10 protein-coding genes are annotated in these 13,951 nt (G+C 44.4%); 8 read left to right on the top strand and 2 right to left on the bottom strand.

Going from position 1 to position 13,951, the window contains the following annotated elements; translation table 11 throughout:
* The first annotated feature begins 13 nt into the window (after window positions 1-13).
* On the top strand, window positions 14-1,639 hold the full coding sequence (locus tag HMPREF1536_RS19720) for an energy transducer TonB (protein WP_028729433.1): 1,626 nt from the start codon (window positions 14-16) through the stop codon (window positions 1,637-1,639).
* On the opposite strand, the gene HMPREF1536_RS19725 is transcribed toward HMPREF1536_RS19720, so the two are convergent.
* Window positions 1,623-2,909: a mechanosensitive ion channel family protein gene (locus HMPREF1536_RS19725; protein WP_028729432.1), complete on the bottom strand. Its 1,287-nt coding sequence runs from the start codon at window positions 2,907-2,909 to the stop codon at window positions 1,623-1,625. The genes HMPREF1536_RS19720 and HMPREF1536_RS19725 overlap by 17 nt on opposite strands.
* 63 nt (window positions 2,910-2,972) lie before the next feature.
* On the bottom strand, window positions 2,973-4,142 hold the full coding sequence (locus tag HMPREF1536_RS19730; RefSeq protein WP_028729431.1) for a mechanosensitive ion channel family protein: 1,170 nt from the start codon (window positions 4,140-4,142) through the stop codon (window positions 2,973-2,975).
* A gap of 161 nt (window positions 4,143-4,303) precedes the next feature.
* Here HMPREF1536_RS19730 and HMPREF1536_RS19735 point away from each other — a divergent pair, with 161 nt between their 5' ends.
* From HMPREF1536_RS19735 to hisC, 7 genes are all read left to right on the top strand, one after another.
* Complete coding sequence (locus HMPREF1536_RS19735) at window positions 4,304-7,168, top strand: M16 family metallopeptidase (RefSeq protein ID WP_028729430.1); 2,865 nt, start codon at window positions 4,304-4,306, stop codon at window positions 7,166-7,168.
* Window positions 7,169-7,189: 21 nt separating this feature from the next.
* The gene (locus tag HMPREF1536_RS19740) at window positions 7,190-7,645 is read left to right on the top strand and encodes a DUF4268 domain-containing protein (RefSeq protein ID WP_028729429.1); all 456 of its coding nucleotides are present in this window, start codon (window positions 7,190-7,192) and stop codon (window positions 7,643-7,645) included.
* An 8-nt stretch (window positions 7,646-7,653) separates the two neighbouring features.
* The gene (locus HMPREF1536_RS19745) at window positions 7,654-10,206 is read left to right on the top strand and encodes a M1 family metallopeptidase (RefSeq protein ID WP_044193164.1); all 2,553 of its coding nucleotides are present in this window, start codon (window positions 7,654-7,656) and stop codon (window positions 10,204-10,206) included.
* 6 nt (window positions 10,207-10,212) lie between these two features.
* Entirely contained in the window at window positions 10,213-10,530 is a 318-nt protein-coding gene (locus HMPREF1536_RS19750) for a DMT family transporter (protein ID WP_028729427.1), read from the top strand.
* Between the two features lie 256 nt (window positions 10,531-10,786).
* Window positions 10,787-11,638, top strand: a complete 852-nt coding sequence (gene hisG / locus HMPREF1536_RS19755; RefSeq protein ID WP_028729426.1) for an ATP phosphoribosyltransferase — start codon at window positions 10,787-10,789, stop codon at window positions 11,636-11,638.
* Between the two features lie 3 nt (window positions 11,639-11,641).
* Entirely contained in the window at window positions 11,642-12,922 is a 1,281-nt protein-coding gene (gene hisD, locus HMPREF1536_RS19760) for a histidinol dehydrogenase (RefSeq protein ID WP_028729425.1), read from the top strand.
* Window positions 12,919-13,950 (top strand): histidinol-phosphate transaminase, encoded by a 1,032-nt coding sequence (hisC, locus tag HMPREF1536_RS19765; RefSeq protein WP_028729424.1) that lies wholly within the window; start codon window positions 12,919-12,921, stop codon window positions 13,948-13,950. The genes hisD and hisC overlap by 4 nt, the downstream gene beginning before the upstream one ends.
* Window position 13,951 lies beyond the last annotated feature (1 nt).

Below are 13,951 nucleotides of genomic sequence, written 5' to 3' on the forward strand. Positions count from 1 at the left end.
CATTACTATTAATATGAAAACAGCTCCTTTATTCGTATTGCTTCTGACGGCTCTGCTCTGTGGATTTAGCGGAGCAGCTGCACAACAAAACAGTCTGACAGAAGAACAATTGCATCTGCGTCAGGAGGTAAAACCTTATCTGGACAGTCTGATCATCGAAGAGCCTAAGCCGGGTGATAAAGAGTTGTCCCAGTTCCGCCTGGAGGCTATCTTTCCGGCAAAAACGTTTACCCGTTTCGGAACGAATGAAGGCAAGTTTACGGCTTTCACTCCCGATAATCCGAAATTGAAAGGGATTGTGACTGAACCTATACCTCTGTTGGGTGGTGCAAGGATCAGTATTATTTATTCTTTTGCAGATGATTTTGAGAATAAAGTTCTTATTGACTGGAAATATCGTTTCGAGAGTGTCAAGGTAGAAAAATCTCCGGAAAAAGGTATGGCCCGCCAGTCTCTTTATCTCACTTTGTTGAACGGCTTGCGTTTCTCAAAGGTAAAGGTGGGATTGATGGATGTCGTGATTTTGCCACCGGATAATGAAGGGAAGAATATCAACAACCTGCCATCGTTGGGGTATCGTTCCATGAGCTTCAGTAGGATGGAAGGCGACCAATATATGCTCTCTTATCTGCTGAAAACCAGTGAGGGTGTTTACAGTCCGATTGCCCGCGAAGAAGGTTCAGACCGTACTTTTCCCGAATACACGGGAGGGTCGGCTGCACAGTTCAGGTTTATCCGGCAAAATATGGAATATCCCGAAGAAGCGATCCGGAAACAGGTGAGCGGTACGGTTCTTGTTTCTTGCACGGTCGAACCGGATGGTTCGGTAACAAATCCGCATATTTTCCTGGGTTCGGAACCGTTGTTGAATGATGAAGCCATTCGCCTGGTTGCCCTGACGAGCGGGAAATGGATTCCGGCAACCCGTAACGGGGAGAATATAGCCGACGAGAAAGTTATTCCTGTTCCATTCCGTCTGGAAGATGCAACGGGAGAGAATAATATTATTTTTGAGTCAAAGAAACCTGAAAAGAAATGGCCGATTAAAAAGATATTGTTCTTTGGTGCGATAGGCGTCGCCCTGATTCTTTATCTGCGCCGTAAATTCAACAAAGGTACCGAAACCGGGCGCCCTGATCCGTCTTTGCGTCCTGTAGCGCTTGTTAATAATGACAAAATGGTGATAGTGGCCGGAGTGAGTGAAGAACAAATGGATGTGATGTTGTGTACGTTCGCTGACATATATAATTCCCGCGATTACGATGCGATCATCCGTATGCATCCGATAAACAATCAGGTCTTTGCTCTTACATTCCCTTATGATATGAAGTGGGAGATTTTTACTGAGCTGATCGACCATCTTATTTATTTTGACGAAAGCGAACAGAAGGCACAGACTAAAGCCTGGTTAACTTTGCCGGAACAATGCGAACCAGTTGCCGGTGAACATGGCATGTTGTCTATCAAGGAGGATGATGAGAACTATGATCTTATCCGGATCACCACCCAATATAACCGTGGCTGGAAAGTTGATTACGAAACCGAGCGATTGGTGGAAACGGAAGTTTTCGAAGAATACGTCAAACCTCCGTTCCCTTATTATGAGATTATTCAGAAGCCTTTCAAAGAGATAGATTGAGGTCGCTTTTCTCAATTCTTATATGGTGTAAATCAGCTCCTGATACACCCTGGAATACGCTTAATCCGAATTCCGGTACAACGGCCAGCAAGTGGTCGAATACATCTGACTGGATATCTTCATACGGTATCCATTGCGTGGTGGAAGCGAAGAAATAGAGCTCCAGCGGTATTCCCTTTTCTGTAGGCTGTAACTGGCGTACCATACAGGTCTGCGTCTGGCTTACATTCGGATTGCTTTTCAGGTAGTTTACCAGGTAAGCACGGAATACGCCCAGATTAGTCTGACGGCGGCCGTTTACCCAGATGGAGGCATCGATGTTATGCTCTTCGTTATATTTTTCCAGCTCCTGTTGTTTACTGTCCACATAGTCGGTGATCAGGGATATCTTGCGGAACTTCGCCAACATTTCTGGTGTGCAGAAATGTACGCTGTTCATGTCGATATTGATGGAACGCTTGATGCGGCGTCCTCCTGACTCCAGCATTCCCCGCCAGTTCTGGAAAGAATCGCTCACCAGCGCATAAGGCGGTATAGTTGTGATTGTATTATCGAAGTTCCGTACTTTGATGGCATTCAGTGTGACTTCAATAACCGTACCGTCGGCCCCATATTTGGACATCGTAATCCAGTCGCCCGGACGAAGCATATCGTTTGCGGATAACTGGATGCCTGCCACGAAGCCGAGTATCGTATCCTTGAAAACCAACATCAGGATAGCGGCAGAAGCACCTAGTCCGGCAAATAACGTAGCGGGCGATTTACCGATCAGGATGCTGATGATGATTATTCCACCGACAAAGAACACAATCACCTGAATGATCTGTACAAACCCTTTCAACGGTTTGTTCTTCATCGATTCTTTCCGGTTGTATATCTCTAATAATAGGTTCAGTGAAGCGTTAATGAATCGTAGTACAACGGCTACAATATAGATACTGCATACCATTTGAAGGATACCGAGTAAAGTCGGCATTTCCTCTCTGGGAAGTGCCAGCGGAAGCATGATATAAACCAAGATCGCCGGGATCAGATGCATCAGTTTATTGATGATCTTCCGTTCTACGATCAGGTCGTCCCACTGATTTTTGGTTTTCTTGGCGAAGCGTTTAAATAATCCGAGGAAAATGTAACGGCAAGTGTAATCGATACCGACGGTTATTGCTATTAGAAGCAGTAAGACGACCAGGTTGTCCCAAATGTTTGCCGAATCGTGTACTAATCCCCATTTAATCAGGTAACTATTGATCCATTGTTGTAATTCACTCATATATTTGTATTTAAAGTTATGAACACAAATGTAGGGAAAAAATCGTTGCTGCCCAAGTCTGCATTAATCAGAGTATTGATACACTTTCAGTTCAAACTGAGGGATCATCGCAAAGAAATGGTCGAATATATCCGACTGGATGCGTTCGTATTCCTTCCATACTTTATTGCGGGAAAAGAAATAGATCTGGATAGGCACACCGTATTCTGTCGATTGCAACTGGCTGATGATCAGGTCGAGGTCGGTGTTTACGACCGGCAGACTGGTCAGGTAACGCTCTACATAGATACGGAACATCTGCGAATTGGTGGGTGTCACACCTTCGTCCGGCTTATAATCTGCAAGCAGGGGGATTTCTTTGCGCATATTATCGAGCATATCGGGTGTGCAGAATTTGATTGTGTTCAGATCGAGGAAAATGGATTTCATTACGCGCCGTCCTCCCGATTCAACCATTCCCCGCCAGTTCTGGAAAGAGTTATTGACCAGCGTATAGGGTGGGATCGTAGAGATCGTATTATCGAAGTTTTGTATTTTTACGGTGTTCAGTGTGATTTCCTGTACGACTCCGTTGGCGTTCGATCCGGGAACGGTGATCCAGTCGCCTGGCCGTAGCATATCGTTTGCCGATAACTGTATGCCTGCCACGAAGCCAAGTATCGTATCTTTGAACACCAACATCAGGATGGCGGCCGAAGCGCCCAGTCCGGCAAATAACGTGGCCGGTGATTTACCGACCAGGATGGCGATGATCACAATCCCTCCGATAAAGAAAGCGAGTACCTGTATGACCTGTACAAATCCTTTAATAGAATGATTTTTGTTTACTTCCCGATGGTTGTAAATGTCCATAATGACAAGTATGAAACCATTGATAGCCAGTAATAAAACGATGACGATATAAACCGCACATATCTTTTGGGAAATCAGCAGTAACTCTTTCCCCCGGATAAACGCCATCGGAAGCAAGGCGTAAACGATAATGCCGGGAATGGCATGTACCAGGTTATGTACCACTTTGCGTTTAATCAGCAGCGAATCCCAGAAGAAACGGCTTTTCTCTGACAGTTTCTTGACACTGCCTACAAAAATATATTGACATAAATAATCGATCCCGACTGCTACCGCAATCAATAATACGGCAATAATAATTTCATCGAATGTATCAGCAATCTTCGGATCCACGCCCCAACCGATAAGGAGTTTGTTCATCCAGCTACCTAAATTAACCATAAGCAAATCGTTTTTTTATATTGATAACATTTGACGGGACGTTTGGTTGAGTGAGAAGGGCATAAATATTGTTCCCGGCACACCGTTTATTCGCAGGAATCCGGTATCTTTGCTATTTATAATGTAAATGTGGCAGAAGACCCATGAAAACACTGTTGACGATGATGTTATTTGCAACTGGAACAAATCTGTTGGCTGCTCAGAGTTCAAAAGCGCTGGAAGTTAAAGAATACAAACTGAATAACGGGCTGACCATCTGGCTGAATGAGGATCATAGCCAGCCGAAAGTTTTCGGAGCTGTGGTCGTGAAAGCGGGAGCGAAGGACTGTCCGGATACAGGGATTGCACACTATTTCGAACATATGATGTTTAAGGGTACCGATAAGATCGGAACCATCAACTATGAAGCGGAGAAGGTTTTACTTGACTCTATCTCTGCAAAATATGACGAACTGGCAGCCACGGAAGAGGAAGAAGACCGTACCCGTATCCAGAAAGAGATCAACGAATTAAGCATCCGTTCTTCCGAATATGTGATACCGAATGAATTCAATCGTCTGATCTCAAAGTATGGCGGTTCGGGGTTGAATGCTGCAACATCTTACGATGCAACTATCTATTTCAATACTTTTTCACCTCAATATATGGCACAATGGGCGGAGATAAACAGCGAACGTTTGCTGAATCCTGTTTTCCGTCTGTTCCAAAGCGAACTGGAAACGGTTTATGAAGAGAAGAATATGTATGGCGACTTTATCGGCGGCCCTGTGATGGATCGCTTGCTTGCCCGGTATTTTGCTCCGCATCCGTATGCCTATCCGATTATCGGAAGCACAAAGAATCTGAAGAATCCGCGCCTGACAGAGATGCGGAAGTTCTTTGAAGAATACTATGTGGCATCCAATATGGCTCTGATCCTGAGTGGCGATTTTGATACGGAGGCCGTTTTGCCTATTCTGGAACGAACATTTTCGCGTATCCGTCCGGGCGAAGCGCCTAAAAAGGAGATGGTAGCTATACCGCCATTTAAAGGAAAAGAGAAGATGAAGGTTAAATTCCCCGTTCCGTTGGTAAGGGCGATGGGATTGGGCTTTCGCGGTGTGCCGGCTAATCACGAAGATCAGGCGGCGTTGGCTATCGCGGTTAATATGCTGAACAATGCCAACGGCACCGGGTTTCTTGACAAGCTGATGGTAGACCGGAAGATCATGGCCTGTATGGCAATGAACGAAAGCATGAATGAAGCCGGGATACTGGCTGTAGCGGTTATACCTAAACTAATGCTTCAAACCTATGGCGGAGCTGAAAAGCTGGTCTGGCGTGAGATAAACCGTGTGAAGGAAGGGGATTTTACTGATGAAATATTCAATAGCCTGAAGCAGGAACAACGTCGCCAGTACGCATCCAATCTTGAAAATATCGATTCGCGTGCACGCATTATGATGTCGCTCTGTTCGCAGGGGAAAAGCTGGGACGAGTATTTGCAGGAAGTAGCAAAGATAAATGCCCTGACACGGGAAGATATTATGCAGGTTGCCCGGAAGTATTTCAGTGAGAATTATCTGTGTGTGACGAAAAAGACGGGGAAATATCCGAAAGATAACCTGAAGAAACCAGACTTCACTCCGGTGGTTCCCAGAAATTCAGAGTCTGTTTCCGAGTATGCGAAGAAGTTGGAGCAGTTGCCGACACAGATCGTGAAATCTCATTTTATCGATTTCGAAAAAGATGTACAAACGGCAAAGTTGAGCCCGCTGGTTACTTTATATACGGTAGCCAACCCGGTGACAGATATTTTTACGCTTAATCTGATCTACCAGATCGGAACGTTAGAACAACCTAAATTAGGACTTCTGGCTAATTACATGCAATTTCTGGGGACTGACTCTTTATCGTTCCAGGATTTCCGTACACGTTTGCAGGTGCTGGGCAGTACGATGTCTTTCGATGCAAGCGATAAGCAGTTTGTTGTGCGTATCACAGGCTTCGATAATCATTTTAAAGAAACTGTTCAGTTGGCCGGGGATTTCATTTTGCAAGTAAAAGCAGACGATAAACAGATCCGTCAGGTTATTAATGATGCGAAAGTAACAGAAAAGGCTTTCTTTGAATCCAGTGATAATATTGTAAATGCTTTATTGGAGAAAGTGAAATATGGGGAACAGTCACGCTATCTTCGTAAATTACCGCTTTCGGAAGTAAAGAAATTGAAAGGAAAAGACTTGCTGGATGTTTTTGCAGATGTCCGCCGAATGGAGTGTGACCTGCATTATTGCGGAACACTTTCTATTGAACAGGTTGAAGAACAGCTAAATGCATCCATGTCGTTAAAGGATATAACGATCGCGGCTGATGCCACTTATTTCCGGGAACCGAAGGAATACGACAAACCAGCCGTTTATTTTATGGATATGCCGACTGCTTCGCAAAGTATTGTCTATGGGTTTGTAAAAGGAGAGGTAACGGATGATTTGTGGTCGCGCCAGGCATCCCGTTTATTTTCCGTTTATTTCGGTGGAGATATGTCATCGTTGATGTTTCAGGAGATCAGGGAATTTCGTTCGTTGGCTTATCGTGTCAGCGGACGTTATTTATTGCCGCCTCGTAAGCTGGAAGGGAAGGCTGGAGAGTTCGTTACGATGCTGTCTACACAAAGCGATAAGACGCTGGATGCAATGGCAGTGATGAATTCCCTGATTCGTGAAATGCCGGAGAAACCGGAGCGGATATCTATGATCAAACAATCGATCATCAATCAGGTGAATAATGATTATCCTTCGTTCCGGGATTTGTCGGATAAAGTGGCCAGTTATAAGAGGAACGGTTTTGATTGTGATCCGAATGAGGCTTTATTATCTGGTATTTCGGGTATGGAGATGATGGATATTATCCGTTTCTACCGTCATAACATCCGGCTTAAACCAATCGTTTACGTCATTGTTGGAAATTCCAGACGTATCGATATGAAGACGCTGGCCGATTATGGAGAGATTATAAGACTGAGAAAAAAAGATGTTTATAAGTAACAGAAAGAGCTATTATATATAATGTATAGTAAAGACGAATTGAAGAACCTGAAACTGGAATTCTGGGAAAGCTTCGCCGCATTTTGCGAAGTCCAACCCAATCTGAGAGGGCGTAAGAAGATATGGACGCTCTATGATACGAAGGTGAAAGGGGTGGAGTTGAAGTTTGACGCGAACCGTACAGGAGCTTATGTGATCCTTGAAGTGAATCACAAGAGGGAAGATCTCCGGTTGGAAATGTTTGAACGCCTTACATGGTATAAGGAAACGCTCGAACAGGATTTTCCGGAAGGCCTGATCTGGGATATTTGTTTCGTGAGAGATACGGGAAAAGAAGTTGCCCGTATCTATATCGCTAAAGAAGGAATCGACTTTCACCGTAAACAGGATTGGGGAGAATTTTTTACTTTTATGGCGTCGCAGATGTATATTCTGGAACGTAACTTTATGTCGATAGCTGAATATTTGAGAGAGTAATAAAGAATATGGAACACATTCATACGATATGCAGGATTGCCGGAGTGGCAGCCGTCGGTCTGTTAGCTGCCTGTGGCACACAACAGAGGGACGCTTTGTTGCAGGAGGCCGGAGTAAGCCGTGAACTGGCGCAGTTCAGAAAAGAGCATTTCGAACAGGTTAAATACAATCTGTTTTTCTCTATCCCGGAAACGAAGCGCGAACCGGTGAAAGGGAATGCCGAGATCCAGCTGTCTTTAAAGAAAAAGCAGCCGATCATCATCGACTTTCGTGGAGAAGCTTCGCAAGTGGCTTTAGTGCTGCTGAACGGTCAGCCGGTGCCCTATGAGGTTAAGAATGAGCATATCCTGATCCCTGCCGACCGAAGTATAGTCGGAGTAAATAAGATTACTGTCGATTTTATTCCTGCCGACCAGTCTTTGAACAGGAGGGACGAGTTCCTTTATACCTTGTTGGTCCCGGATCGGGCGCGGACGGCTTTCCCCTGTTTCGACCAGCCGGATATGAAGTCCCTGTTCACCTTGTCACTGGAAGTTTCGGGAGAGTGGCAGGCGGTTTCGAACGGTGCTGTTGAAAGTACGGATACAACTTCAGTTCCCGGCCGTAAGATAATATCATTTAAAGAGACAGAGCCGTTAAGTACTTATCTGTTCGCCTTCACAGCCGGAAAGTTTGTTCGCGAAACGTACAATCGGGATGGAAGGGAAATCTCTTTATATCATCGGGAAACAGATCCGAAAAAGAAAGCCCAATGTCCGGAAATTGCATCGGAAGTGTTCGATGCTTTGACCTGGTTGGAAGATTATACCGATGTTCCGTATCCTTTTGCCAAATACGATCTGATAATCCTTCCCGGATTTCAGTTTGGCGGCATGGAGCATACCGGAGCTACCTTTTATACCGATCGGCGGATGTTCCTGAACGAGAATCCGACGTTGAACGAGCAGTTGAGCCGCAGTGCCCTGATCGCCCATGAGACGGCTCACATGTGGTTTGGGGATTATGTCACTATGCAGTGGTTTGACGATGTATGGACGAAAGAGGTTTTTGCCAATTATTTTGCTTCGCAGATCGTGGCTCCCCTTTATCCGAATGTGAATCATGCGTTGAATTTTATGCAGGATTATATTCCACCGGCATACGCTGAAGACCGTACTGCCGGTGCGAATCCGATCAAGCAGGATCTGGACAATCTTCGCAACGCAGGTTTGGTTTATGGTAATATCATTTATGATAAATCGCCTGTTGTTCTTGAGATGCTGATTAAGAAAATGGGAAAAGAGCCGTTCCGTAAAGGTATTCAGGAATATTTAAAAACTTATGCGTACGGAAATGCCACTTGGGACGGTTTGATCGAAATTCTGGATAAACAGACGGATGACGATCTGGCAACCTGGAGCCATATCTGGGTTAATGAGAAAGGCATGCCGGAAATCACTTCTTCTATCGTTGGAGACAGTCTGGTGGTGACTCAAACCGATCCTTTTAACCGAGGGCTTCACTGGCCGCAGGATTTGTCTTATCTGATCGTCCCCAAAACAGGGGATCCGGAGGAAATTTCCGTTTCATTCGGAAGAAATTCGGATTTCACCCGGGAGAAACTGAAAATACATCCGGAAGAGGGTTGTTTCATTATTCCGAATATAGATGGAAAAGGATATGGATTTTTCCGTTTGAATGAAGCAGATGCCCGGGCGTGTGCCGCTTATCTTCCTGGTTGCGATAATGAGTTATTGAGAGGTTCGATATTGATCACTTTGTACGAGAATCTGTTGAATCAGGCAATCACTCCGGATTTCTTTATGGAAACGATGCTGAATTATCTGCCACAGGAAAATAACTCGTTATTATTCTCCGCAGCTTTGGGCTATATCGGAAATTGTCAGCGTTTGTATCCGACAGAAACGGAATTATTGGAAAAGACTTTATGGCAGATTGTAACGACATCTTCTGTCCCGCAGCATCGATTGCAGGCTTTCCGTTCCTATCGTTCTTTGGCAAAATCGCCGGAAGCAATCGCTACATTATATAATATATGGAAAAAAGAACAGGCTCCGGCAGGTTGTTCGTTGAGTGAGAACGATTATATCAATCTGTCTTATACACTGGCACTTTGTTTACCGGGGCAGGCGGACGATATTGTCGGCATTCAGCAATCCCGCATCACAAATCCTGACCGGAAGCGGGAATATGCTTTTATTTCGCCTTCTGTTTCTCCTCATAAGGAGGTGCGTGATAGTGTTTTTGCTTCTTTGCTGATAGCGGATAATCGTCGTGTCGAGCCCTGGGCTTCCGCTGCATTGGCCAATTTAAATCACCATTCACGTCAGGAAGAAGCTATTGCATATATCCGCCCGGCTTTGGAAGCGATGCAGGAAGTGCAGCGAACCGGCGATATCTTTTTCCCGACAGCCTGGGTGCGTGCTTTGCTATCCGGACATACATCGCCTGAAGCAAGAGCGGAAGTCGATGCTTTCTTCGCCGTTAATCCGGATTATCCGAAGATGCTGGCAAACAAAATACGGCAACAAGCCGATCATTTATATAGAATTAAACACTAATGAAGTATGGGATGGATTTATTTATTGCTGGGTGGTCTTTTTGAAATGGGATGGCCCGTAGGTATGAAACTGGCGCAAACAACGGGATCGCGTTTTCTTTATCTTTCGGTGGCTGTTATCTCAATGGCACTGAGCGGATATTTTTTATATCTGGCACAACGGACGATACCGATAGGGACTGCTTATGTGGTGTGGACTGGAATAGGTGCTGTAGGCACCTTGCTGATCGGGATCTTTATTTTCGGTGACTCGACAGGTTTATGGCGTATCCTGTCCGCTATGTTGGTCGTGATAGGTATTATAGGCATCAAACTGGCTTCCTAGAAAAAAAGTAAGCTTATTTGCTAATCTTTTGATAGATTTATTTGCAGTTTCAATTATTATTGTAACTTTGCGGCATCAATAAAATAAAAAATGAAAATAAGAGTATCACATCACCATCATCATCATTACAGCGGGCAGTAGTTCGGTGGGCTGATTGGTGTGTAGATACGCATAATATTAATAATAAGGCTTGCCGTCATTCGGTAAGCCTTATTTTGTTTTCGGAAAGTATATAATTATTAAAACAAAGATAAACATGTTACGAATTGCAGTACAATCGAAAGGTCGTTTATACGACGAGACAATGCTATTATTGGAAGAAGCGGGTATCAAACTGAACAGAGGCAAACGTATTTTGCTGTTATCGGCAAAGGGGTTTCCGGTAGAGGTTTTATTCCTTCGCGATGATGATATACCTCAGTCTGTGGCTAATGGTGTAGCAGATATAGGTATTGTTGGTGAGAATGAGTATGTAGAAAAAGGGGGAGAGGCTCGTCTGGTTAAACGATTGGGCTTCAGTAAATGCCGTGTATCGCTGGCTATTCCTAAAGATGAAGATTACCAAGGTGTGGAATGGTTTGAAGGAAAGACTATCGCTACTTCCTATCCGGAAATACTGAAAGCTTACCTGAAAGAAAAAGGTGTAAAGGCAGATTGCCATGTGATCAGTGGTTCGGTTGAAATTGCTCCGGGTATCGGTCTGGCGGATGCTATCTTTGATATAGTAAGTTCAGGTAGTACGTTGGTAAGTAACCGCTTGAAGGAAGTTGAAGTCGTAATGCAGAGCGAAGCGCTTCTGATAGCGAACAATAACTTGTCGGAAGAGAAGCTGGCTATTCTCGATGAACTGCTGTTTCGCTTCGAAGCCATACAGGTGGCGGAAGGTAAGAAATATGTATTGTTGAATGCACCGAAAAGTAAACTGGATGAAATTATCGAAGTATTGCCCGGTATGAAAAGTCCGACGGTAACACCTCTGGCTAATGGCGATTGGGTTTCTGTTCAGTCTGTTATCGCAGAAAAACATTTCTGGGAAATTATTGGCAAGTTGAAATCTTTGGGTGCTGAAGGTATTTTGGTTATTCCGATCGAGAAAATGATTCTTTAAGCTATGGAAGTAATTAAATATCCGTCGAGAGAGGACTGGGCGTCATTGGCAAAACGGCCGGCATTGGATGTTACGACTTTATTCGATACAGTCCGTACCGTATTGGACGAGGTGCGCCTGGAAGGTGATACTGCGGTTAAACGGTATGAAGAGAAATTCGATAAGGTTCGTCTGGCCGATCTTCAGGTTTCGGAAGCCGAGATACAGGAAGCCCGTGAACTTGTTTCTGAAGATCTGAAACAAGCCATCCGTACGGCTAAAGATAATATAGAGAAGTTTCATGCTTCCCAACGTTTCACCGGACAAAAAGTGGAAACGACATCAGGTGTGACCTGTTGGCAAAAGGCAGTTGCGATCGAAAAGGTTGGATTATATATTCCGGGAGGGACAGCCCCTTTGTTCTCGACCGTCTTAATGTTAGCGGTTCCGGCACATATCGCAGGATGTAAGGAGATTGTGTTATGTACGCCTCCCAATAAAGAAGGTAAAGTACATCCGGCAATCCTGTTTGCCGCAGAGACGGCCGGCGTTAGTAAAATATTTAAAGCCGGTGGAATACAAGCTATTGCCGCTATGGCATACGGAACGGAGTCTGTTCCTAAGGTTTATAAAATATTTGGTCCCGGAAATCAATATGTAACAGCAGCCAAACAGCTTGTAAGTTTGAAAGATGTTGCAATCGATATGCCCGCAGGCCCTTCTGAAGTGGAAGTAATTGCTGACGAAACGGCTAATCCGGACTTTATTGCCGCTGATTTCCTTTCGCAGGCTGAACACGGAGCCGACAGCCAAGCCATATTGGTTACCTCTTGTGAAGGTATTGTCGCACCGGTGATTAAGGCTATCCAGGAGCAATTATCGAAATTATCCCGTAAGGAGATAACAGAAAAAGCTTTGGAACACAGCCGCATAATCGTCCTGAAGGATGAACTGGAAGTAATAGACTTTACAAACGCGTATGCTCCGGAACATTTGATCATTCAGACAGCAAATTATTCCCATATTGCCGGACAGATTGAAAATGCAGGCAGTGTATTTATGGGGCCTTATACGCCGGAAAGTGCAGGTGATTATGCTTCCGGAACAAATCATACTTTACCGACCAACGGCTATGCTAAAGCATATAGCGGTGTAAACCTGGACAGCTTTATCAAAAAAATAACTTTCCAGGAGATCACAGCCGAAGGTCTTAAAAATTTGGGTGGAACAATTCAGATCATGGCCGCTGGCGAACAGCTGGATGCCCACCGTAATGCAGTAACTATTAGATTGAATACAATATGATGGATTTAAAAGACCTGGTAAGACCCAATATTTGGGAGTTGAAACCGTATTCTTCAGCAAGAGACGAGTTTCATGGAAGTGCATCTGTCTTTTTGGATGCTAACGAGAATCCTTATAACGAACCTTATAATCGTTATCCCGATCCGTTGCAATGGGAACTGAAAGACCGTATTGCCGAGTTGAAAGATGTAGACCGTAATTCAATCTTTCTGGGGAATGGAAGTGATGAACCGATCGACCTTGTTATCCGTGCATTTTGTGATCCGGCGGTCGATTGTATCGTCAGTATCACGCCCACTTACGGAATGTATGAAGTGGCAGCCAATGTGAATGACGTGGAGTTCAGAAAAGTCACATTGACTCCCGATTTCGAACTCGATGCGGATAAATTACTGGCAGAGGTGGACGAATGGGTGAAAATCATCTTCCTTTGTTCACCTAATAATCCGACAGGGAACAGCCTGAACCGGGATGAGATTTATAAAATACTGAACAACTTCGAAGGGATTGTCATATTGGATGAAGCTTATATCGATTTCTCGGAAGAACCTTCATTCCTGCCTGAACTGAAGAAATTCCCGAACCTGATCATTTTACAGACGCTTTCCAAAGCGTGGGGAGCCGCGGGTATTCGTTTGGGTATGGCATTCGCCTCTCCGGAGATTGTTGCTATCCTCAATAAGATTAAATATCCTTACAATGTTAATGTCCTGACACAGGAGCGTGCATTGGATATATTGAATAATGAAACAGAAATGTTGAGACAACTGCGTAGCATCATGTCTGAGCGTATCCGTTTACAGGCTGCATTGCCGGAACTTTCTGTTGTAAACAAAATGTATCCGACCGATGCCAACTTCATTCTTGTCGATGTAGGCAAAGCGGATTCGGTATATAATAAATTAGTTAAGAAAGGTGTTATTGTACGTAACAGAAATAATGTAACTTTGTGCCACGGTTGCCTGCGCATAACTGTTGGTACACCTGAAGAAAACGATGCATTATTGAAAGCATTAAAAAGCATATAAG

The organism is Parabacteroides gordonii MS-1 = DSM 23371, from assembly GCF_000969825.1.
GTDB classification, from domain to species: domain Bacteria; phylum Bacteroidota; class Bacteroidia; order Bacteroidales; family Tannerellaceae; genus Parabacteroides; species Parabacteroides gordonii.